This is a genomic window from Rhodopseudomonas palustris HaA2 (genome assembly GCF_000013365.1).
Lineage (GTDB): Bacteria > Pseudomonadota > Alphaproteobacteria > Rhizobiales > Xanthobacteraceae > Rhodopseudomonas > Rhodopseudomonas palustris_J.
On sequence record NC_007778.1, the window covers coordinates 2,366,831 to 2,389,929 of the forward strand.

Annotated in this window: 19 protein-coding genes and 1 tRNA gene; 16 read left to right on the forward strand and 4 right to left on the reverse strand. The window is 66.4% G+C overall.

Going from position 1 to position 23,099, the window contains the following annotated elements; genetic code table 11:
* The 4 genes from RPB_RS10470 to RPB_RS10485 all read left to right on the forward strand — a co-directional run bounded on the left by RPB_RS10470 (position 1) and on the right by RPB_RS10485 (position 5,370).
* The gene (locus RPB_RS10470; RefSeq protein WP_011440977.1) at positions 1–2,499 is read left to right on the forward strand and encodes a branched-chain amino acid ABC transporter ATP-binding protein/permease; all 2,499 of its coding nucleotides are present in this window, start codon (positions 1–3) and stop codon (positions 2,497–2,499) included.
* 31 nt (positions 2,500–2,530) lie between these two features.
* Complete coding sequence (locus RPB_RS10475) at positions 2,531–3,766, forward strand: amidohydrolase family protein (RefSeq protein WP_011440978.1); 1,236 nt, start codon at positions 2,531–2,533, stop codon at positions 3,764–3,766.
* 41 nt (positions 3,767–3,807) lie between these two features.
* On the forward strand, positions 3,808–5,001 hold the full coding sequence (locus RPB_RS10480; RefSeq protein ID WP_041798668.1) for an amidase: 1,194 nt from the start codon (positions 3,808–3,810) through the stop codon (positions 4,999–5,001).
* Between the two features lie 120 nt (positions 5,002–5,121).
* Complete coding sequence (locus tag RPB_RS10485; protein WP_011440980.1) at positions 5,122–5,370, forward strand: hypothetical protein; 249 nt, start codon at positions 5,122–5,124, stop codon at positions 5,368–5,370.
* A 163-nt stretch (positions 5,371–5,533) separates the two neighbouring features.
* On the opposite strand, the gene RPB_RS10490 is transcribed toward RPB_RS10485, so the two are convergent.
* A tRNA-Gln gene (locus RPB_RS10490) sits at positions 5,534–5,607 on the reverse strand.
* Positions 5,608–5,915: 308 nt separating this feature from the next.
* On the opposite strand from RPB_RS10490, the gene RPB_RS10495 reads away from it, so the two are divergent.
* From RPB_RS10495 to RPB_RS10520, 6 genes are all read left to right on the forward strand, one after another.
* Positions 5,916–6,161 carry a hypothetical protein gene (locus tag RPB_RS10495; RefSeq protein WP_011440981.1) on the forward strand — a complete coding sequence of 82 codons (246 nt, stop codon included), beginning with the start codon at positions 5,916–5,918 and terminating at the stop codon, positions 6,159–6,161.
* A gap of 251 nt (positions 6,162–6,412) precedes the next feature.
* Positions 6,413–8,794, forward strand: a complete 2,382-nt coding sequence (locus RPB_RS10500; RefSeq protein ID WP_011440982.1) for a TonB-dependent receptor — start codon at positions 6,413–6,415, stop codon at positions 8,792–8,794.
* Positions 8,795–8,819: 25 nt separating this feature from the next.
* Positions 8,820–9,509, forward strand: coding sequence for a Fe2+-dependent dioxygenase (locus RPB_RS10505; RefSeq protein WP_011440983.1), 690 nt, complete (start codon positions 8,820–8,822; stop codon positions 9,507–9,509).
* A complete protein-coding gene (gene exbB, locus RPB_RS10510) occupies positions 9,506–10,447 on the forward strand; it encodes a tonB-system energizer ExbB (RefSeq protein ID WP_011440984.1) in 942 nt (313 codons plus the stop codon). The genes RPB_RS10505 and exbB overlap by 4 nt, the downstream gene beginning before the upstream one ends.
* A gap of 3 nt (positions 10,448–10,450) precedes the next feature.
* Positions 10,451–10,900: a TonB system transport protein ExbD gene (gene exbD / locus RPB_RS10515; RefSeq protein ID WP_011440985.1), complete on the forward strand. Its 450-nt coding sequence runs from the start codon at positions 10,451–10,453 to the stop codon at positions 10,898–10,900.
* 3 nt (positions 10,901–10,903) lie between these two features.
* Positions 10,904–11,698, forward strand: coding sequence for a cell envelope integrity protein TolA (locus RPB_RS10520; protein ID WP_011440986.1), 795 nt, complete (start codon positions 10,904–10,906; stop codon positions 11,696–11,698).
* A gap of 128 nt (positions 11,699–11,826) precedes the next feature.
* On the opposite strand, the gene RPB_RS10525 is transcribed toward RPB_RS10520, so the two are convergent.
* The 3 genes from RPB_RS10525 to RPB_RS10535 form a co-directional block, all read right to left on the reverse strand.
* Positions 11,827–12,576, reverse strand: coding sequence for an SDR family NAD(P)-dependent oxidoreductase (locus RPB_RS10525; protein WP_011440987.1), 750 nt, complete (start codon positions 12,574–12,576; stop codon positions 11,827–11,829).
* A 144-nt stretch (positions 12,577–12,720) separates the two neighbouring features.
* A complete protein-coding gene (locus RPB_RS10530; protein ID WP_011440988.1) occupies positions 12,721–13,455 on the reverse strand; it encodes an SDR family oxidoreductase in 735 nt (244 codons plus the stop codon).
* 251 nt (positions 13,456–13,706) lie between these two features.
* A complete protein-coding gene (locus RPB_RS10535) occupies positions 13,707–15,515 on the reverse strand; it encodes an IlvD/Edd family dehydratase (RefSeq protein WP_011440989.1) in 1,809 nt (602 codons plus the stop codon).
* Between the two features lie 238 nt (positions 15,516–15,753).
* Between RPB_RS10535 and RPB_RS10540 the strand changes: the two genes are divergently transcribed.
* From RPB_RS10540 to RPB_RS10565, 6 genes are all read left to right on the forward strand, one after another.
* Positions 15,754–16,818 carry an ABC transporter ATP-binding protein gene (locus RPB_RS10540; RefSeq protein ID WP_011440990.1) on the forward strand — a complete coding sequence of 355 codons (1,065 nt, stop codon included), beginning with the start codon at positions 15,754–15,756 and terminating at the stop codon, positions 16,816–16,818.
* 100 nt (positions 16,819–16,918) lie between these two features.
* On the forward strand, positions 16,919–18,244 hold the full coding sequence (locus tag RPB_RS10545) for an ABC transporter substrate-binding protein (protein WP_011440991.1): 1,326 nt from the start codon (positions 16,919–16,921) through the stop codon (positions 18,242–18,244).
* A 290-nt stretch (positions 18,245–18,534) separates the two neighbouring features.
* A complete protein-coding gene (locus RPB_RS10550) occupies positions 18,535–19,488 on the forward strand; it encodes a carbohydrate ABC transporter permease (protein ID WP_011440992.1) in 954 nt (317 codons plus the stop codon).
* Between the two features lie 8 nt (positions 19,489–19,496).
* A complete protein-coding gene (locus tag RPB_RS10555; RefSeq protein WP_011440993.1) occupies positions 19,497–20,420 on the forward strand; it encodes a carbohydrate ABC transporter permease in 924 nt (307 codons plus the stop codon).
* 294 nt (positions 20,421–20,714) lie between these two features.
* Positions 20,715–21,701 (forward strand): D-erythronate dehydrogenase, encoded by a 987-nt coding sequence (gene denD, locus RPB_RS10560; RefSeq protein WP_011440994.1) that lies wholly within the window; start codon positions 20,715–20,717, stop codon positions 21,699–21,701.
* A gap of 175 nt (positions 21,702–21,876) precedes the next feature.
* The gene (locus tag RPB_RS10565) at positions 21,877–23,046 is read left to right on the forward strand and encodes an acetyl-CoA acetyltransferase (protein WP_011440995.1); all 1,170 of its coding nucleotides are present in this window, start codon (positions 21,877–21,879) and stop codon (positions 23,044–23,046) included.
* Positions 23,047–23,099: the final 53 nt, after the last annotated feature.

Genomic DNA, 23,099 nt, shown 5'->3' on the forward strand with positions numbered 1-23,099 from the left:
ATGACGCTTCCGACGAAATTGCGCAGCTACGCGATGCCGGCGACAGTGCTGATCCTCACCGCGATCGCCGCGCTCTACGCCGCGCGGGCGGAAGGCTATTTGCCGTTCGTGCTGGCGATGGTGGCGCTCACCTGCATCGTAGGCGTCGGTCTCAATGTGCTGGTCGGGCTCACCGGGCAGATCTCGATCGGCCATGTCGGCTTCTACGCGATCGGCGCCTATACGGTGGCGATCCTGACCCTGCAGGGACTGAGTTTCTGGCTGGCGCTGCCGCTTGCGGGCGTGATCGCCGGCGCCATTGGTCTGCTGCTGTCGCTGCCGGCGCTGCGCGTCAGCGGGCCTTATCTCGCGATGATCACCATCGCCTTCGCCTTCATCGTTCAGCATCTCACCATCGAATGGCGCGGCCTCACCGGCGGCTCCAACGGCCTGATGGGGCTGCCGCCGCCGACGCTGGCCGGCACCATGTTCACCGAGCGCGAGATCGCCCTGCTGGCGATCGGGCTGGCCGGTGCTTCGACCTATCTGTTCTATCGGCTCGCCGGCTCGGCCTGGGGCAAGGCGATGGTCGCGGTGCGCGACGCCGAGATCGCGGCACGCTCGATCGGGCTCAATCCGGTCAGCGTCAAGGCGGCGGCGTTCGTGCTGTCGGCGGCGCTGGCGGGCATCGCCGGTGGCATCTTCGCGGCGCTGATCGCCTTCGTCGCGCCGGACTCGTTTCCGTTCTCGCAGTCGATCCTGTTCCTGTTCGCCTGCATCGTCGGCGGCGCCGGATGGGTGCTCGGCCCGGTGGTCGGCGCCGCCATCACCGTGGTGCTGCCGGAGATGCTGTCGCAACTCGCCGAATATCGGCTGCTGTTCTTCGGGCTGCTGCTGCTGCTGGTGCTGTGGCTGGCGCCGGAGGGTATCCTCGGCACGCTGGCGCGGCTGGTGCGCCGGATCGATCCGCGGCCGGCGCAGCCCGGCGATGTCGCCGCGTTTCTCGCCGCGTCGCCCGAGCGCGGCGCGCTCGAGGTGAGCGGCATCGGCATCAGCTTCGGCGGCATCCGCGCGGCCTCGCAGGTGTCGTTCATCGCCGAGCCCGGCATGGTCACCAGCGTGATCGGCCCGAACGGCGCCGGCAAGACCACCGTGCTCAACATGATCGGCGGCTTCTACAAGCCCGACGCCGGCAGCATCCGGCTTGGCGGGCAGGAACTCGCCGGCGAGCCGGCGTGGAAGGTGGCGCGCGCCGGCATCGGCCGCACCTATCAGACCACCAAGCTGTTCGAGACCATGAGCGTGCGCGACAACGTGCTGATCGCGATGCGCCGCGGCCGGCTCGGCTCGATGCTGGCCTTCGCCGCCAACGACGCCGACGAGGCCGCGGCCGAAGCGCTGATCGATTTCGTCGGCTATCGCGGCGCGCTGGCCGCGGTCGCCGGCGATCTGCCGCATGTCGATCGCCGGCTGGTCGAGATCGCCCGCGCGCTGGCGATGCGGCCGCGCGTGCTGCTGCTCGACGAGCCCGCCGCCGGGCTGATGGCGGCCGACAAGGACGCGCTGAGCGGCCTGCTGCGCCGGATCGCCGATCTCGGAATCGCCGTCATTCTGGTCGAGCACGACATGCGGCTGGTGATGGGGATTTCCGACCACGTCGTGGTGCTCGACGCCGGCACGCCGATCGCGGCCGGCACCGCCAACGTCATCCGCCGCGATCCGAAGGTGCTGGCCGCCTATCTCGGCGGCGCCGAAATGCGCGCGCGCGGCCGCGAGACGCCGTGGGACGGCTCGCGCGACGCGGTGCTGGACGTGATCGATCTGGTCGCCGGTTATGGCGCCGCGCCGGTGCTGCAAAAGGTCAATCTGCAAGTGCGGCCCGGCGAGATGGTGGCGCTGATCGGCGCCAATGGCGCCGGCAAATCGACCATGATGCGCGCGCTCTCCGGCCTGCTGCGCCCGGTGCAGGGCGACGTCATTCTCGACGACGAACGCATCGAGACGATCGAGGCGCATCGTATCGCCGCGCGCGGCCTCGCGCTGGTGCCGGAAGGCCGCCAGGTGTTTCCCGAACTCAGCGTCTACGACAATCTCGAACTCGGCGCCAACACGCGGACCAACGTCGACTACGCCGCCGAGATCGAAGCCGTGCTGAAGCGGTTTCCGCGGCTGCGCGAACGGCTGAACAGCCGGGCAGGGCTGTTGTCCGGCGGCGAGCAGCAGATGCTGGCGATCGCGCGCGGCATGATGGCGAAGCCGCGCATCCTGCTGCTCGACGAGCCGTCGCTGGGGCTTGCGCCCGCAATGATCAACGAACTTTACGACGTGCTCGCCGATCTGCGCGACGAGGGCATCACCATCCTCCTGGTCGACCAGATCGCCGTGCTGGCGCTGGCGGTGTCCGACCGCGGCTATGTGATCGACAGCGGCCGCATCGTCCGCGACGACAGCGCCGCGGCGCTCGCCAGCGATCCCGAGGTCGAGGCCGCTTATCTCGGCCATGCCGAAGCTGCGCAGTGACGCGCGCCCGTTCTTGTTCAGGAGTCCTTCCGTGACGTTCGATCTCATTCTCCGCAACGCCGCCGTCGTCGATCGTCCCGAGACGGCGCTCGACATCGGCATCAAGGCCGGACGCTTCGCCGCGATCGAGGCGGGCCTGCCGGCGACCGGCGCGCCGGAGCACGATTGCGGCGGCCGCCTCGTCGTGCCGGGCTTCGTCGAAACCCATATCCATCTCGACAAATCCTGCCTGCTCGGCCGCTGCAATTGCGAGAAGGGTACGCTCGACGAGGCCATCGCCGAAGTGGTGAAAGCCAAGCGCGGCTTCACCGAGGAGGACGTGTACCAGCGCGCGTCGCAGACGCTGGAAAAGGCGATCAAGAACGGCACCAATCAGATGCGCACCCACGTTGAAGTGGACCCGCGGGTCGGGCTCACCAGCTTTCGCGCGCTGAAGCAATTGAAGCTGGACTATGCCTGGGCGATCGATCTGCAGCTCTGCGTGTTTCCGCAAGAGGGCCTGCTCGACGATCCCGGCTGCGACGCGGTGATGCTGCAGGCGCTGCGCGAGGGCGCCGACGTGGTCGGCGGCGCGCCCTATATGGACAAGGATTCCCACGGCCAGATCGGCCGCATCTTCGAGATGGCCAAACAGTTCGGCGTCGATATCGACTTCCATCTCGATTTCGGCCTCGACCCGGCGCATCTCGATCTCGACGAGGTCTGCCGGATGGCGGACGCCACCGGCTGGGGCGGCCGCGTCGCGATCGGGCATGTGACGAAGCTGTCGGCGATGCCCAAGGCCGCATTCGACGCCGCGGCCAAGCGCCTTGCGGACGCCGGCGTCGCCGTCACCGTGCTGCCGGCGACCGATCTGTTTCTCACCGGCCGCGACGCCGAGTTCAACGTGCCGCGCGGCGTGACGCCGGCGCACTGGCTGCGTCATCACGGCGTCAATTGCAGCATCTCGACCAACAACGTGCTCAACCCGTTCACGCCGTTCGGCGACTGCTCGCTGATCCGGATGATCAATCTCTACGCCAACATCACCCAGGTCGCGGCGACCGCCGATCTCACGGGCTGCCTCGACATGGTGACGTCGGGCTCGGCGAAGCTGATCAACCGCGCGGATTACGGCATCGCCGTCGGCCATCCGGCCGATCTCGTGGTGCTGGATTGCGCCACCAAGGCGCAGGCGGTCTGCGAGATCGCGCAGCCTTTGTTCGGGCTGAAGCGCGGCCTGCGCACATTCGACAAGCCCGCCGCAATCCTGCACAAGCCGAACTGATCTCGCCGCGCGGCGACAACAAGAAACTCACGGAGATGACGATGCCGGTCGACGACAATCTGAACGCGTTCTGCACCCATGGCCGGGGCGATCGGCGGACGCAGGACAGCGGCGCGCTGGCCGGGCTGACCTTCGCGGTGAAGGATTTCTTCGACGTCGCGGGTCTGCCGACCGGCGCCGGCAGCCCGGAATGGCTGGCGACCCATCCGGTGCCGACGCAATCCTCGCCCGTGGTCGACCGGCTGTTCGCCGCCGGCGGCACCATGGTCGGCAAGACCCACACCGACGAGATGGCGTGGAGCCTCAATGGCGAGAACGCGCATTACGGCACGCCGATCAATCCGGCCGCGCCGGGGCGGATTCCGGGCGGCTCGTCGAGCGGCTCGGCCGCGGCCACCGCCGGCGGGCTGGTGGATTTCGCGATCGGCTCGGACACCGGCGGCTCGGTGCGGCTGCCGGCGAGCTATTGCGGCGTCTACGGCATCCGCACCACGCATGGGCGGATTCCGCTCGACGGCGCGGTGCCGCTGGCGCCGAGTTACGACACCGTCGGCTGGTTTTCGCGCAGCGCTGCGCTGATGGCGCGGGTGGGTGAGGTGCTGCTCGACGGCGTCCGCGCGCCGCGGCGGCCCAAGCGCGTGCTGATCGCGCGCGATCTGTTCGCCGCGCTCGAGCCGCGCGTCGTCGAGGTGTTGCAGCCCGGGCTCGCGCAGCTCGCCGCGATGCTCGGCGAGCCCGAGCCGGTCGAGGTCGCGGGCGATCAGCGCCCGGCATGGCGCAATGCGTTTCGCGTGCTGCAATCCGCCGAGGCCTGGGCGGCGCATGGCGCGTGGGTGAACGCGGTGAAGCCGGCGTTCGGCCCCGGCGTCAAGGAACGCTTCGCCGCCGCCGCGGTGCTCGATCCGGCCGAAGTCGTCGCAGCGAAAGCGCTGCGCGACACCATCACGGCGACGATGCGGACGCTGCTGCAGGACGACGCCGTGCTGATCGCGCCGACCGCCCCCGGCATCGCGCCGCTGCGCAACAGCACGGGCGAGGCGCTGGAAACCTTCCGCGCCCGCTCGCTCGAACTGCTCTGCCCCGCCGGCCACGCCGGCCTGCCGCAACTGTCGCTGCCGCTCGCCACGCTCGACGACTGCCCGATCGGCCTCTCGCTGATCGGCGGTCGCGCCTGCGACGAGGATCTGCTGGCGCTCGCGGCGGAGCTGGAGGCGGGGAGCACGAAGCCGCGCTGAGGCCGGCGTCGCGCGTCTCACCGCTTCGCCGCGCACCGCGTCGGCCTCGCGCGCCGCTTGACTCGATAAGAACATAGTGTGAACAATTTCGCCGCGCAGTCAGGCCCGGAGGGCGATTCGATGGCCGATCTCACCTACTACGTGGCGCTGCCCTTCGCTGCGGCGGACGACGGCGTGGTGCCGGGTGAGCCGGCGGAGTGCCAGAGCGCATCCGCTGCCATCCGCAGGGCCGAGGTGCTGGCGCGGACCAGCGGCAATGCCGGCGCAGTCGCGTTCAGCCGCACCGGCGATCCCTTGATCGGCGAGTTTCACGACGCGGTGCTGCTCAAGGCGTTCGGCGATGTGCCGAGCGATCTGTCGGAGCTGTAGGGAGAGCGGGTGATTGCGCTGAGGTGGAGCCGGCGGGTACGTGTCGTGTGGTGCTGGCCGCATCACGGGGCGGCTGGCCCTGCAGTGACTCACGAAAACCTCTCCGGTCGATCGCGGCCACGGCCGGGTGCTGAATGCGTCGAGGCGGCTGCTCGATCCGGAATGGCTGGGGAACTAGGATTCGAACCTAGACAAACAGAGTCAGAGTCTGTTGTGCTACCGTTACACCATTCCCCACCGGAAAATGCCTCACGAAATCAGGCATTTACGCTGGTGCCGGGGCGCGGGCTGAATCGATCTGCCGGGCGCCTCGGATGTGGGGCGACTTCTAACGGGCTCGGCCGGTCCCCGCAAGGGCTTCCTGATGGCGAATGCCGGCTCGGCTGTGCAGAGGCGGGCGCCTCCCTTCGCCGCCAGCGCGACCTCGGCCGACAGGGGCGACCGTGGCAGTTGAGAACTCTTCCAATTGTCTGCAGGGCCGCGCTCGGTCATATCCGCCGCAGCGGGTGTGGCCATTTCGTCGCCGCGGCCCCTCGGAGCGCTGTATGGAAGAGCTGAACGGGCGAATGATCGCGTGCCAGATTCTGATCACCGGCCTGATCGCGCGGGTCGCCAATGATCAACCTGACCCGCTGCGCTTCCTCAGCGAATTTCGCGACGAGATCCGCGCGGTGGTGAGCGGAATCAGAATCGGCGGAGCCCTCGATGCCGACCGCGTCCGCATCATCGCGCAGCAGACCGTCGACGAATTGTTCTCGCTGATGAAGCCGCCGAGCCCGCCGTCCGAGTGACACCAGGCCTCACTATCCGCGCACCGCATGCCGACGCGCAAGGATTGCGCAAATGCTTGTCTGTTCGGCACAATCCGATTTTTCGGCCGGTCGTCTCCGGATGTTTGCGGAGGTGTTTGTTTAGAACCATTTTGATCTTGAGTGATTCCAATGCGACAAAGGCGCGCGCAAGTTGACCCTCAAAATGGCGGCCGATACCACGGGAAGCTGCAGGTAATTAGCAACTGCACTTTTCGGGGGCGATGGGCGATATGAATGGGGCAAAGGCGCCGAGATCGTTGCGCGCGGAAGCATCGATCCGGACTTTCAACGACGAACTCGACAATCACTACGGCCGCAAAGTGTCGGCCGTCGCCGGCATGATCGCGGTGGCGTCGATCGGCGGCGCCGAGGCGCAACAATCCAGCCTTCCGGCGGTCACCGTCGACGCCCCGGTGGCGCGACCGCGTCCGGCGGCGAAGCCGACGCCCGACCAGGTCCGTGCCCGCACCGCGCTGCGTCGCGCGGCGCGGCGGGCTCAGCCGGCTCAGGTGGCGCCGGTACCGTTCCCGAATGCCGGCGCGCTGTCGGCGGATCGCAACCCCTATGCCGACGCGGATGCGCCCTACAAGGTCGACCGGCTGTCGGGCACCAAGTTCACCGAGCCGCTGCTGAACACGCCGCGCACCGTGACCGTGCTGAGCAAAGAGATCCTGGAAGACAAGAACGCCACCTCGCTGCGCGACATCGCGCGCTCCACCGCCGGCGTCACGCTCGGTACCGGGGAGGGCGGCAACGCCTTCGGCGACCGCTTCTTCATCCGCGGCTTCGATGCCCGCAACGACGTGTTCATCGACGGCATCCGCGATCCCGCGATCTCGATCCGCGAGAATTTCTTCACCGAGCAGGTCGAGATCCTGCGCGGCCCGGCCTCGACCATGGCCGGCCGCGGCACCGCCGGCGGCGCCATCAACATCGTCACCAAGCAGGCCACCACCGCCGGCAATTTCACCAAGGCCGAGACCACCTTCGGCACCGACGCCACCAAGCGCGTCACCGTCGACGTCAACCAGGTGATCAGCCCGACGCTCGCGGTGCGGTTCGACGGCCTGTATCAGAAGGCCAATGTCGCCGGGCGCAACTACGTCTATGACGACCGCTGGGGCACGCTCGCCGCGGTGAAGTGGACGCCGACCGACGCCGTCAAGGTCACCGCCAACTACGTCCACACCGATCTCGACGGCCTGCCGGATTTCGGCGTGCCCTACAACACCACGCTGCGGAAGCCTTCGACCAGCGTCAACGTTCCGCGCGACACCTATTACGGCTTCATCAATCGCGACTTCCAGAAGGCGCAGCAGGATTTCGGCACCGTGATCGGCGAGTTCGCCATCACCCCCGATCTGACGCTGAGCAATCGTTCGCGCGCCGGCCGTTCGGTGCTCGACTACATCGGCACACTGCCGAGCAATCCGACCGCGACCACCGTGCAGCTCGCCTCGCAGAGTCGCTATCAGGTCACCAACGTGCTCGCCAACCAGACCGACCTGACCTACAAATTCGACACCGGTCCGGTGAAACACGCGCTGATCGGCGGCGCCGAAATCTCGCGCGAGAGCGTGATGCGCGACACCTATGCGGGGCTGACCTCGGAACTGACCGGGTTCCAGACCGGCGGCCGCATCACCGTGCCGCTGCTGTCGCCGCCGAACGAGTTCGAGTTCGCCAGCACGCCGCAGCGCGCCTACAACCCGACCTTCATCACCGTCGACACCAAGTCCGCTTACCTGATCGAAACCGCGAACTGGAACGATTTCGTCATCCTCAACGGCGGGGTGCGCTACGATGACTACAGCATCACCGGCCACACCGCGAGCACATCGACCGGCGTGCAGTCCGGGATGTGGAACTACAATGTCGGCGGCGTGGTCAAGCCGCTGCCTTACGCCAGCCTCTACGCCGCCTACGCCACCTCGAGCAATCCGGTCGGCGCCGAACTCGACGCTTCGGGCACCGCCTATGGCGGCCTCGTGGTCAACAACACCACCTTCCAGGCGCTGTCGCCCGAATTGAACAAGGCGGCGGAGGTCGGCACCAAATGGGAACTGTTCGATCGGCACCTGCTGGTGACCGGGGCGCTGTTCCAGACCGAGAAATCGAACGCGCGCGAGACCCAGGGCAGCACCATCCTGTCCACCGGCGTCTATCGCGTGCGCGGCATCGACCTCGGCGTCTCCGGCAAGCTGACCGAGCGCTGGAGCGTGTTCGGCGGTCTGGTGCTGATGGAGAGCGAGGTGCTGCAATCGATCGATCCGACCCAGGTCGGCGCCAAGCTCGCCAACATCGCGCACCAGTCGTTCAACGTGCTCACCAAATATCGCATCGGCGAGCAGTGGGAGGTCGGCGGGCAGGCGACCTACGCCTCGAAGATCTACGGCGGCACCTTCGGCGCCATCAACGGCAACGTGCTGCCGGAGCATTGGCGGTTCGACAGCTTCGTCGAATTCAAGGTCGACAAGCACCTGACCGCCAAGCTGTCGGTCAACAACATCTTCAACACGACCTATTACGACGCGTTCTATCGCAGCAACTCGCCGTTCGTGTTCATCGCGCCGGGCCGTTCGGTCTGGCTCAGTTTGCGCGCCGCGCTCTGACACGCGCGTCGCCACCGGAGCTGCCATGCTGGTTTGCATTCCCGATGTGTTGTCCAGGCATGAGGTGGCGGAGTTCCGCCACGTCATGGATGCCGCGGATTGGGAAGACGGCCGTTCCACCGCCGGCGCGCAGTCGGCCATGGTCAAGCGCAACGAGCAGCTTCCGCCCGACGGCGAGCTCGCCCGTGCGCTCGGCCGTCGCATCATCCAGGCGCTGACCGCCAATCCGAAATTCGTTTCGGCGGCGGTGCCGCTGCAGATCTTCCCGCCGCTGTTCAACCGCTATGCCGCGGCGGGCAATCATCATTTCGGCATTCACGTCGACAACGCGGTGCGCGGCGATCCGCTCACCGGGCTGCGGATCCGTACCGATCTGTCGGTGACGTTGTTCCTCTCCGAGCCGGACGAATACGACGGCGGCGAACTGGTGATCGAAGACACCTACGGCTCGCACGAGATCAAGCTGCCGGCGGGAGATTGCGTGCTGTATCCGTCGACCAGCCTGCACATGGTCACGCCGGTCACGCGCGGTGCGCGGGTCGCGTCTTTTTTCTGGCTGCAGAGCATGATACGAGATGCCCATGCGCGCAGCATGATCTACGACCTCGACGGGGCCATTCAGGCTCTCGTCGAGCGGCTGGGACGAGATGACCCTGAAACGGTCAAATTGACCGGTATCTATCACAACCTCATCCGCTACTGGGCCGAAGTATGAAACTGTCGAAAATTCGATCGATCACCGTCGCATTGGTTGCCGCGATCATGCTCGCGCCGATGGCGTCGGTGTTTGCGCAGCCGGCGCCCGCGCAACCGTCTCCGGCGATGTCGACGCCCTCCGCCGCACAGCCGGCGGCCGCCCCGGAGAGGACGACCGCGCCCGAGACCACCGGCGCGACCCAGGCCGCAACCCAGGCCTTGCCTGCCTCCGGGACCACGCCGAACGGCAGCGTGGCGCCGGGTCTCACGGAACTGTCGCCGTGGTCGATGTTCCTGCAGGCCGATATCGTCGTGAAGGCGGTGATGGTCGGTCTGGCGCTCGCCTCGATGATCACCTGGACCATCCTCATCGCCAAGAAGATCGAACTCGGCCGCGCTCGCTGGCGGCTGCGCTCGGCGCTGAAGCAGATCGCCGACGCGCGATCGATGTCCGAAGCGCAGCTCGCGCTCGGCGACAAGACCAGCCCGGTGTCGATGCTGCTCGCGGCGGCGCTGCGCGAGGCGCGGGTCTCGGCCGGGCTCGCCAGCGACGAGGGCATCAAGGAGCGCGCCGCGTCGAGCTTCAGCGAAATCGTCCGCGCCGAGTCGCGGCACATGCGCCACGGCATGGGCTTCCTCGCCACCATCGGCGCGACCGCGCCGTTCATCGGCCTGTTCGGCACGGTGTGGGGCATCATGAACAGCTTCATCGGCATTTCGAAATCGCAGACCACCAATCTGGCGGTGGTGGCGCCCGGTATCGCCGAGGCGCTGCTCGCCACCGCGATCGGCCTGGTCGCGGCGATTCCGGCGGTGATCATCTACAATCACTTCTCGCGCGAGATTAAGGTCTATCTCGAAATGGTGGCGCGGGCGTCGGGCGCGGCGTTGCGGCTGTTGTCGCGCGATCTCGATCGCAGCCACGGCACCGGCCGGCACGCGCGCGCGGCGGAGTAGGCGATGGCGGTCTCGCTCAACGATTCCGACGGCCTCGACGACGATTTCGACGAGACCCACGAGATCAACGTCACGCCGTTCATCGACGTGATGCTGGTGCTGCTGATCATCTTCATGGTCGCGGCGCCGCTGTCGACGGTGGATCTGCCGGTCAGCCTGCCGACCTCGACCGCGACGCCGCAGAAGCGCCCGGACAAGCCGACCTATGTCAGCATCAAGCCGGATCTGGCGGTGGCGATCGGCGAGGAGCAGGTCAAGCGCGTCGATCTGGTGCGGACGCTGGATGCGATGCCGGATATGACCAAGGACCGCTTCATCTTCCTGCGCGCCGACCGTGCTGTGCCGTATGGCGAACTGATGGACGTGCTGGAAATGCTGCGCACCGGCGGCTACGCCAAGATCAAGCTGGTGGCGCTGGAAGGCGTGCCAGGGCGAACTCCGGAGGCGCAGTAGCGCATGACCGAGTACGATTTCTCCCACCAGTCCTCGCGCACGCTCTGGCTGATCGCCGGCGTCGCCGCGGTCGCGCTGCATGTCGGCGGCGTCGCGCTGGCGATGGCGAATCGGGATGTGGAGGTCGACGACGACGCGCTCGGCGCGCCGGCGATCGAGGTCGGCCTCGAGATGATGTCGCCGAAGCACGAGGCGACCGATCTGCCGCCCGGTCCGGACACCGATGCGTCGGCCGCGTCACCGGCGCTCAACGAGCAGAAGGCCGAGGTGCAGGAAACCGACCTGCCCAAGGACGTCCCGCAGGAGACCGAAGAGGCCGATCGGGTCGTCACCACGCAGGAGGTGAAGAAGCCCGACGAGGAGGTCAAGGAAAAGGCCGTGGTGCAGCAGCAGGCCTCGACCGAGTCGGTCGCCGCCGAAGCCACCGCGATGCCGAGCAACGAGACCGCCAAGGAAGGCCCGCGCTCGGTCGCGCCCGCCCAGGGCGTCGGTCAGGCCGCGCAGCGCATCCGCGCCACCTGGCAGAAGGAGCTCGTCGCCTATCTCGACAAGCACAAGCGCTATCCGAAGGACGGCAGCCAGAAGAACGTGCGGATCGTGGTCAGCTTCGAGCTCGACCGGGTCGGCCACGTGCTCTCGACCCGGATCGTCGAAGGCTCCGGCGACGCCGCCTTCGATCAGGCCGCCCTCGACATGATCAAGCGCTCCGACCCGGTCCCAGCCCCGCCGCCGCTGATCGCCGACGAAGGCCTGACCTTCAGCCTGCCGGTGATCTTCAGGACGAAGGGCAGGGGGTAGTTCGACCCGTTCCCCTGACGCGCCGTACCGCGCCCCGCACAACACTTGATCTCGTTCGTCATTCCGGGTTCACGCCAGCTTCGCTGTCGTGCCCCGGAATGACGAACGGTTGGTCGTACAGCCTTCGTTCAGTACGTCGCCCGGCCGCCCGAAATGTCGAACACCGCGCCGGTCGAGAACGCGCAGTCTTCCGACGCTAGCCACGCCACCATCGCGGCCAGTTCTTCCACCAGCACGAAGCGGCCCTTGGGGATTTTCGACAGCATGAAGTCGATATGCTGTTGCGTCATCTGATCGAAGATCGCGGTCCGCGCCGCCGCCGGCGTCACCGCGTTGACGGCGATGTCATAGGACGCCAGCTCCTTGCCGAGCGATTTGGTCAGCGCGATCAGCCCGGCTTTCGAGGCCGAGTAGTGCGCCGCGTTGGGGTTGCCTTCCTTGCCGGCGATGGAGGCAATATTGACGATGCGGCCGTATTTGTGCGCGATCATCAACGGCACGATCGACTTGCAGACGATGAACGGACCGTCGAGATTGATCCGCAGCACCTTACGCCATTCCTCGTAGTCGGTGTCCCACACCGTCTTGTTGATGCCGGCGATGCCGGCATTGTTGACCAGAATGTCGATCTTGCCGAACGCTGCCATCGTCGCGTCGCGCGCCTTGTCGACCGCGGCTGGATCGGTGACGTCGACCTGATAGGCGGTGACGACATCGTCGCCGATTTCCTTGGCGGTGGTCTCGGCCAGCGCGATGTCGTGATCCCAGATCGCCACCCGCGCACCCGACGCCGCAAACCGCTCGGCGATCGCCCGCCCGAACCCCTGCGCGCCGCCGGTGACCACGGCGCAGCGATGGTTGAGATCGATGGTGTTCATGGTTGACGCGCCTTTCTGTCCAATTCTCAGTATCTCTCCGTCATTGCGAGCGAAGCGAAGCAATCCCGCGGCACGTGCTCGGCGCTATGGATTGCTTCGTCGCTTCGCTCCTCGCAATGACGGTCTCCAATCATTGAGAGAGCCTTACAACGTCCAGCCGCCGTCGATGATGTGCGCGACGCCGGTGGTGAAGGCGCTTTCGTCGCTGGCGAGATACACCGCGAGTGCTGCGATTTCCTCGGCGGTGCCGAGCCGACCCATCGGCTGGCGCGCCACGAACATCTCGCGGCCCTGAGGGCCCGCGGCGGCGGCGCGACCGAGCATCGACGGCGTCTCGATCGTGCCCGGGCAGATCGCGTTGCAGCGGATGCCGCGGGTGATGAAGTCGGCGGCGATCGCGCGCGTGAGTGCTGCGACCGCGGCTTTGGTCGCGCCATAGACGTAGCGGTTCGGCGCCGCCTTGAAGACGCCGGCGGCGGACGAGATGTTGACGATCGAACCGCCGCCTTTCTCCAGCATCCCCGGCAGGAACGCGCGGATGGTGCGGTGCATCGACTTGACGTTGAGGTCGAACGAAAAGTCCCAATCGGCGTCCGAACAGTCGAGCACGGTGCCGTGATGCACGAAGCCCGCGGCGTTGAGCAGGATGTCGACGGCGCCGACCTGCTTTGCGATCGCGGCCACCGCGTCGCTGTCGCGTACGTCGAGTTTCGCCGCTTCGCCGATGCCTTCCTTGGCGAGCGAGGCGAGCCCGGCCTCGTCGATGTCGGTGGCGAACACCTCGGCGCCCTCGCGCACGAACGCGATCGCCGACGCCCGGCCGATCCCCGCCGCCGCTGCCGTGACGAATGCGCGCTTGCCTTTCAGTCGGTCGGACATGGTGTTTCCTCTCGTGCATTTCTTGCTTGAGCTAGGTGTTGGCCCTCGCCGCGCATGAGGTGCGCTCCCTCGCCCCGCGTGCGGGGAGAGGGCTGGGGTGAGGGGGCGTCTCGGCGAGGCCGAGCGGCTCGGCCGTGTCGAAGCGCCCCCTCACCCGGAAGTCGCGCTGCGCGCAACTTCCGACCTCTCCCCGCACGCGGGGAGAGGTTCGGCTGCTACGCGAGGAGAGGTCCTTCGTCAGCACGGGCGCATCAATGATTATGCCGCGCCACGCCGACCGTGCCGGCGATGTCGTGGTAGCGCGTCGCGAGTTCGAGGCAGGCGCCGGTGGCCTGTTGGCCCACGGTCTGGCGATACAGTTCCTGCCACGGCGTCTGGTGCTTCGGGTAGGCGAAGCCGCCATGCGCCTCGAGTTCGGCGCGGCGCTGCTTCAACTCGTCGTCGCTGATCAGAATATTGGCGCTGCCCGTGTTCAGATCGATGCGGACGCGGTCGCCGGTCTTCAGGATCGCGAGCCCGCCATTGGCGGCGGCCTCCGGCGTCGCGTTGAGGATCGACGGCGAGCCCGAGGTGCCGCTCTGGCGTCCGTCGCCGATGCAGGGCAGGGAGTGAATGCCGCGCTTGATCAGCGCCGCCGGCGGCTGCATGTTCACGACTTCGGCGCCACCCGGATAGCCGATCGGCCCGGTGCCGCGCACGAACAGGATGCAGTGCTCGTCGATCTTCAGCGCCGGATCGTCGATCCGGTCGTGATAATCCTCCGGCCCCTCGAACACGATGGCGCGGCCCTCGAACGCGTTGGGGTCGTTCGGGCTGGACAGATAGCGCTCGCGGAATTCGAGGCTGATCACGGATGTCTTCATGATCGCGGACTCGAACAGATTGCCGCGCAGCACCAGGAAGCCTGCGTCCTGCACCAGCGGTCCGTCGTAGGACTTGATCACGTCGCCGTCGGGCGCGGGCGCGCCGGCACAGTTCTGGCCCATGGTGAGGCCGTTCACCGTCAGCGCGTCCGTGTGAATCTTGCCGTGCTGCATCAACTCGCGCACCACCGCCGGCACGCCGCCGGCGCGGTGATATTCCTCGCCGAGATAGAATCCCGCCGGCTGCATGTTGACCAGCAGCGGAATTTTGTGGCCGATGCTCTGCCAGTCGTCGATCGAAAGCTCGACGCCGATGTGGCGCGCCAGCGCGTTGAGATGGATCGGCGCGTTGGTCGAGCCGCCGATCGCCGAATTGACCACGATGGCGTTTTCGAACGCCTCGCGCGTCAGGATGTCGGACGGCTTCAGATCCTCCCACACCATCTCGACCGCGCGCACGCCGGTGGCGTAGGCGATCTGGCCGCGCTCGCGATACGGCGCCGGGATCGCGGCGCAGCCGGGCAGCGACATGCCGAGCGCTTCGGCCAGCGAGTTCATCGTCGACGCGGTGCCCATGGTGTTGCAATGGCCGACCGACGGCGCCGACGACGCCACGATCTCCATGAATTCCTCGTAGTCGATCTCGCCGGCGGCGAGACGCTCGCGTGATTTCCACACCACCGTGCCGGAGCCGGAGCGCTCGCCATTGTGCCAGCCGTTCAGCATCGGCCCGCCGGACAGCACGATCGCCGGGATGTTCACGGTCGCCGCCGCCATCAGGCAGGCCGGCGTGGTCTTGTCGCAGCCGGTGGTGAGCACCACGCCGTCGAGCGGATAGCTGAACAGCACCTCGACGAGACCGAGATAAGCCAGATTGCGATCCAGCGCCGCGGTCGGCCGCTTGCCGGTTTCCTGGATCGGGTGCACCGGGAATTCCATCGCGATGCCGCCGGCGGCGCGGATGCCTTCGCGCACGCGCTGCGCCAGTTCCAGATGATGGCGGTTGCACGGCGACAGGTCGTTGCCGGTCTGGGCGATGCCGATGATCGGCTTGCCGGACTGCAGTTCGCCGCGCGTCAGTCCGTAGTTCAGATAGCGCTCGAGATACAGCGCGGTCATCGCCGGATTGTGCGGATCGTTGAACCATTCGCTGGAACGCAGTTTGCGTCGGGCGGTCCCCGGGGTGATCTTGGTCATCGTTTCTCCCGCAGCGCACACGCCCGTTGTTCGGGCGTCTCGAGCTTATTGATGGTGATTCATTCGGCGGCGGCGCATGCTGACATGCCGTGTGCGGCTCCGCAATTGGCGGAGATGCCGATGGCGCGAGTTAATTTGTCGGCGCGACAGCTCTGCAAAAGTCTGGTAAGAGCTTCGTCAACAAACATCCGGCCTGCGGCAACGACCGCATTCAACAGGCCGGCCCGGGAGGTGACGTATGGCGTCGGTGCAGATTCACGACGTGCGGAAATCATTCGGCGGCTTCGAAGTCCTGCATGGCGTGACGGTTCCGATCGAGGACGGCGCCTTCGTGGTGCTGGTCGGCCCTTCGGGCTGCGGCAAGTCGACTTTGCTGCGAATGCTCGCGGGGCTGGAAAAAATCACTTCCGGGACGATCTCGATCGGCGACCGCATCGTCAACGACGTGCAGCCGAAGGAACGCGACATCGCGATGGTGTTCCAGAACTACGCGCTGTATCCGCACATGACCGTCGCCCAGAACATGGGCTTCTCGCTCAAGCTGCGCGGTGCCGACCAGAAGGCGATCGACGACAAGGTCAATCGCGCCGCCGACATTCTCGATCTGCGCAAACTGCTCGACCGCTTCCCGCGGCAGCTCTCCGGCGGCCAGCGCCAGCGCGTCGCGATGGGCCGGGCGATCGTGCGCGATCCGCAGGTGTTCCTGTTCGACGAGCCGCTGTCGAATCTCGACGCCAAGCTGCGCGTGGCGATGCGCACCGAAATCAAGGAGCTGCATCAGCGGCTGAAGACCACGACGGTGTACGTCACCCACGACCAGATCGAGGCGATGACCATGGCCGACAAGATCGTGGTGATGCAGGACGGCATCGTCGAGCAGATCGGCGCACCGCTCGATCTCTACGACAACCCCGCCAACAAATTCGTCGCCGGCTTCATCGGCTCGCCGGCGATGAACTTTCTCGACGGCACGCTGACGGTCGATGGCGGCCAGCCCTTCGTCGAGACCGCGAACGGCGCGCGGCTGCCGATCACCGAGGCGCCGGCGGGCGGCAACGGGCGTCCGATCACTTACGGCATCCGCCCCGAGCATCTCGACTTCGCCGACACCGGCATCGCGGCGGAGGTGGTGGTGGTCGAGCCGACCGGATCGGAAACCCAGATCGTCGCCCGCGTCGGCGCGCAGGAGATCATCGCGGTGTTTCGCGAGCGGCACCGGGTGCAGCCCGGTGACGTCATCCATCTGCAGCCGCGGCCGCAGGTCGCTCATCTGTTCGACAGGGAGACCGGCGCGCGGCTCTGACCGTTCCGATCGAACGGCGTTCCGGATCGACGAAGGAAGTGACAAGACGAGTACGATCGCAATCAGGACCAAATAAGCAATACAGAGGAGTGAACGGACGATGACTGACTTCACATTCGATCGCCGCTCGTTGCTGAAAGGTGGCGCGCTGACACTGGCCGCGGCGGCGACCATGTCGGCGGATCAGTTGCTGGGCTACGCCAAGGCCTGGGCGCAGACCTCGCCGTGGAAGCCGGAAGCCGGCGCTAAGATCAATCTGCTGCGCTGGAAGCGCTTCGTCGAAGCCGAGGACTTGGCTTTCATGAAGATCGTCGACGCGTTCCAGAAAGCCAACAACGTCACCATCAACGTCTCCAACGAATCCTACGACGACATCCAGCCGAAAGCCTCGGTTGCGGCCAACACCGGGCAGGGGCTCGACATGGTGTGGGGGCTGTATTCGCTGCCGTTCCTGTTCCCCAGCAAATGCGCCGACGTCACCGACGTCGCCGATCATCTCGCCAAGAAATGCGGCGGATGGACGGAGTCGGGCAAGGCCTACGGCATGTACAACGGCAAGTGGATCGGCATTCCGGTCGCCGCCACCGGCGGCCTCGTCAACTACCGGATCAGCGCCGCCGAGAAGGCCGGCCACAAGGAATTCCCCAAGGATCTCGCCGGCTTCTCCGACCTGATGAAGGCCATGAACAAGAACGGCACGCCGGGCGGCATGGCGCTCGGCCACGCCTCGGGCGACGCCAATGGCTGGGTGCACTGGGCGCTGTGGGCGCATGGCGGCAAGCTGATCGACAAGGACAACAAGGTCGTCGTCAATTCGCCGGAGACCGCCAAGGCGCTGGACTACGTCAAGGGCCTGTACGAGAACTTCATTCCCGGCACCGCGTCGTGGAACGACGCCTCCAACAACAAGGCGTTCCTCGCCGGCCAGCTCTATCTCACCGTCAACGGCATCTCGATCTACGTGGCGGCGAAGAAGGACAACAAGGAGATGGCGGCGGACATCGGCCACGCGCATCTGCCCGCCGGCGTCAGCGGCAAGACCCGCGAGCTGCATCTCGGCTTCCCGATCCTGATCTACAACTTCACCAAGTTCCCGCAGACCTGCAAGGCGTTCACCGCCTTCATGATGGAGCCGGAACAGTTCAACCCGTGGGTCGAGGCGGCGCAGGGCTATCTGTCGCCGTTCCTGCTCGACTTCGAGAAGAACCCGATGTGGACCGCGGACCCGAAGAACACGCCGTATCGCGACGTCGGCCGCACCGCCTCCACGCCCGCCGGCGACGGCCAGATGGGCGAGAACGCGGCGGCGGCGATCGCCGACTTCGTCGTCGTCGACATGTTCGCCAACTACTGCACCGGCCGCGAAGACGTGAAGACGGCGATGAGCAGCGCCGAACGCGCGGCGAAGCGCATCTTCCGGGCTTAGGGGAGGCGTCATGGCGAGCGCAGCGAAGCAATCCAGAGCCACGCGTAACGAGCCCCTGGATTGCTTCGTCGTGGAGCCTGTGCCCGGACGGCGCGAAGCGCCGATCCGGGTGCTCCTTGCAATGACGGGTTAAGAACGCACCGTCATGGCCGGGCTTGTCCCGGCCATCCACGGCAACGGGCATGGCGACTCAGTACGTGGATGCCCGGGACGAGCCCGGGTATGACCAAGAGCAACAACGGGTCGGTGATGATGAACCAGCCTAGTCCGCCACCAGAAAGAACCCCGCGATGACCAGCATCCAGACATCGGTGCCGGCGCGGTCGCAGGGGAGCGCGTCCGCGTGGCAGCGGCTCTCGACCAACCGCAACTGGCTGGCGCTGTGGTTCATGATGCCGGCGGCGGCGTTCCTGATCCTGTTCCTGGCCTATCCGTTGTTCCTCGGCGTCTGGATGAGCTTCACCGACGCGCGGATCGGCCGCGACGGCGTCTATGTCGGCGTCGAGAACTACGAATGGCTGTGGGACGATTCGATCTTCTGGCTGTCGGTGTTCAACACCATCCTCTACACGACGGTCGCCAGCGCCATCAAATTCGCCGTCGGGCTGTATCTGGCGCTGCTGCTCAACCGGCACATGCCGTTCAAGGCGATGATCCGCGCCGCGGTGCTGGTGCCGTTCATCGTGCCGACCGTGCTGTCGGCGATCGCGTTCTGGTGGATCTACGATTCGCAGTTCTCGATCATCTCCTGGTCGCTGATCAAGCTCGGCCTGATCGACCAGAACATCAATTTCCTCGGCGACCCCAATTGGGCGCGCGCATCCGTGATCTTCGCCAATATCTGGCGCGGCGTGCCGTTCGTGGCGATCACGCTGCTGGCAGGTCTGCAGACGGTGTCGCCGTCGCTGTACGAGGCGGCGACACTCGACGGCGCCACCGCGTGGCAGCGCTTTCGCTACATCACCTATCCGCTGCTGACGCCGATCATCGCCGTGGTGATGACGTTCTCGGTGCTGTTCACCTTCACGGATTTCCAGTTGATCTGGGCGCTGACCCGCGGCGGGCCGGTCAACGCCACGCATCTGATGGCGACGCTGAGCTATCAGCGCGGCATTCTCTCCGGCCGGCTCGGCGAGGGCGCGGCGATCGCCACCGCGATGATCCCGTTCCTGCTGGCGGCGATTTCGATCTCCTGGTTCGGCATGCAGCGCCGCAAGTGGCAGCAAGGAACCGACAATGATTGAGGCGCGCCATGACTGAAACCACCGCCTCCGACCCGCGCCTCGCGGTCAAGGCCGCGACCGTCGCCCGGGACGACGACAGCGAGGGCATGAGCTATCTGGAATCGCTGCCGCGCCGGCTGGTGACGCTGTATTTGCCGCTGTTCATCATCGTCGTGATCCTGCTGTTCCCGTTCTACTGGATGGCGCTGACCTCGATCAAACCCGACGAGCAGCTGATCGACATGGACACCTACAACCCGTTCTGGGTGGTCAAGCCGACGCTGAAGCACATTTCCAAGCTGCTGTTCGAGACGCAATATCCGCGCTGGCTGTGGAACACGATGTATGTCGCCGCCGCCGCGACGACGTTGTCGATCGTCGCCAGCGTGCTCGCCGCCTATGCGATCGTGCGGCTGCGGTTCCGCGGCGCCGACAGCGTCGGCGGCGCGATCTTCCTCGCCTATCTGGTGCCGCCGTCGATCCTGTTCATTCCGCTGGCCTCGGTGATCCAGGCCTACGGCCTGTTCGACTCGCCGCTGTCGCTGATCCTGGTGTATCCGACGCTGCTGATCCCGTTCTCGACCTGGCTGCTGATGGGCTATTTCAAGACCATCCCGTTCGAGCTCGAGGAATGCGCGCTGATCGACGGCGCCTCGCGCTGGCAGATCCTCACCAGGATCATCGTGCCGCTCGCTGTGCCCGGGCTGATCTCGGCCTTCATCTTCTCGTTCACGCTGTGCTGGAACGAGTTCATCTACGCGCTGACCTTCCTGCAGTCGACGCCGAACAAGACCGTGCCGGTGGCGATCGTCAACGAATTCGTCGACGGCGACATCTACAAATGGGGCTCGCTGATGGCCGGCGCTCTGGTCGGCTCGCTGCCGCTGGTGATCCTCTATGCGTTCTTCGTCGAGCACTATGTGTCGGCGATGACCGGCGCGGTGAAGGAATAGTCGCTCGTGCAGAACATGCCGCCGCCCTTCGAGGCTCGCCCGAGCGGGCGAGCACCTCAGGGTGACGGCTCCAACCACAGCGTCATCCTGAGGTACGAGCGCAGCGAGCCTCGAAGGATGGTGACGAGTCACCAAGGCATGATAAGTACGCCCAGCATCTCAAGCCGTCATTCCGGGGCGCGCGCCGCGCGAACCGGGAATCTGACACGAGCACACTAGCATCTCTCCCCGGAAGAGATTCCGGGTTCGCGCTTCGCGCGCCCCGGAATGACGAACGATAGGGAAACATCAACCTTGCACATCCTCATCCTCGGCGCCGCCGGCATGGTCGGGCGCAAACTCACGGAGCGGCTGCTCGCCGACGGTCGCCTCGGTGATCGCGAGATCACCCGGATGACGCTGCAGGACGTGGTCGCGCCGGCCACGCCCGCCAAGGCGGCGATGCCGATCACGACGATCGTCAGCGATCTCGCCGAGCCGGGGCAGGCGGCGGCGCTGGTGGCGCATCGGCCGGAGGTGATCTTCCATCTCGCCGCGATCGTCTCCGGCGAGGCCGAGGCCGATTTCGACAAGGGCTACCGCATCAATCTCGACGGCACGAGGCATCTGATCGACGCGATCCGCGCGGAAGGCGACGACTATCATCCGCGGCTGGTGTTCACCTCGTCGATCGCGGTGTTCGGCGCGCCGTTCCCCGAGAAAATCGGCGACGAATTCCTCTCCGCGCCGCTCACCAGCTACGGCACCCAGAAGGCGATCTGCGAACTCTTGATCGCCGACTATACCCGCAAGGGCTTTCTCGACGGCGTCGGCATTCGCCTGCCGACGATCTGCGTCCGCCCCGGCACGCCCAACAAGGCGGCCTCCGGCTTCTTCTCCAACATCATCCGCGAGCCGCTCGCCGGCCACGAGGCGGTGCTGCCGGTCTCCGACGACGTGATGCACTGGCACGCCTCGCCGCGCTCCGCGGTCAGCTTCCTGATCCATGCCGGCACGATGGACACGCAGGCGATCGGCCCGCGCCGCAATTTGTCGATGCCCGGTCTCGCCGCCACCGTCGGCGAACAGATCGCGGCGCTCGAACGCGTCGCCGGCAAGGGCGTCGTGGCGCGGATCAGGCGCGAGCCCGATCCGGTGATCATGGGCATCGTCGCCGGCTGGCCGCGCAATTTTGCGACCGACCGCGCGCTCGCGCTCGGCTTCACCACCGCGGAACAGAGCTTCGACGACATCATCCGGATTCACATCGAGGACGAACTGGGCGGGAATTTTGCCGCCTGACTAACGCACAGGCGTCATCGCCGGGCTTGACCCGGCGATCCAGCTTCTTCGTGTGATGGATGCCCGGGTCAAGCCCGGGCATGACGAGTCTTTATGCGTCCCACGGGGGGATGCTTTTGGCTGACGGTCGTCCTATATTCCGGCCAAACCAGCAACCCGATCGAGGAGAAACGCCATGACCGCCAGCATCGTTGGATGGGCGCATATGCCCTTCGGCAAGTTCGACGCCGAGACCGTCGAGAGCATGATCGTCCGCGTCGCCAATGAGGCGATCGCCGATGCCGGCATCGCCGCCGGCGATGTCGATGAAATCGTGCTGGGGCATTTCAACGCCGGCTTCTCGCCGCAGGATTTCACCGCCGCTCTGGTGCTGCAGGCCGATCCGGCGCTGCGCTTCAAGCCCGCCACCCGGGTCGAGAACGCCTGCGCCACCGGCTCCGCCGCCGTGCATCAGGGCATCCGCGCGATCGAGGCCGGCGCCGCCAAGGTGGTGCTGGTGGTCGGCGTCGAGCAGATGACGCGGACGCCGGGCCCGGAAATCGGCAAGAACCTGCTGCGCGCCTCCTATCTGCCGGAAGACGGCGAGACGCCCGCGGGCTTCGCCGGGGTGTTCGGCATCATCGCGCAACGATACTTCCAGAAATACGGCGACCAGTCCGACGCCCTCGCCATGATCGCCGCCAAGAACCACCACAACGGAGTGGCCAATCCCTATGCGCAGATGCGCAAGGATTTCGGTTTCGAGTTCTGCCGCGCCGAGGGCGAGAAGAACCCGTTCGTCGCCGGCCCCCTGAAGCGCACCGACTGCTCGCTCGTCTCCGACGGCGCCGCCGCGCTGGTGCTGACTTCGGCGGAGAACGCCAAGACCATGGGCAAGGCCGTCAACATCCGCGCCCGCGCCCATGCGCAGGATTTCCTGCCGATGTCCAAGCGCGACATCCTGCAGTTCGAAGGCTGCACCGTCGCCTGGCAGCGCGCGCTGGCCGACGCCGGAATCACGCTCGATGATCTCTCCTTCGTCGAGACCCACGATTGCTTCACCATCGCCGAACTGATCGAGTACGAAGCGATGGGGCTGACCACGAAGGGGCAGGGCGCCCGCGCCATCAAGGAAGGCTGGACCCAGAAGGACGGCAAGCTGCCGATCAATCCGTCCGGCGGCCTCAAGGCCAAGGGCCATCCGATCGGCGCCACCGGCGTGTCGATGCACGTGCTGACCGCGATGCAGCTGCTCGGCCAGGCGCCGGAAGGCATGCAGATCAAGGACGCCAAGCTCGGCGGCATCTTCAACATGGGCGGCGCCGCCGTCGCCAACTACGTCTCGGTGCTCGAGCCGGCGAAGTAATCCAACGCGATGGCTCTCTCGCCCGTCATGCCCGGGCTTGTCCCGGGCATCCA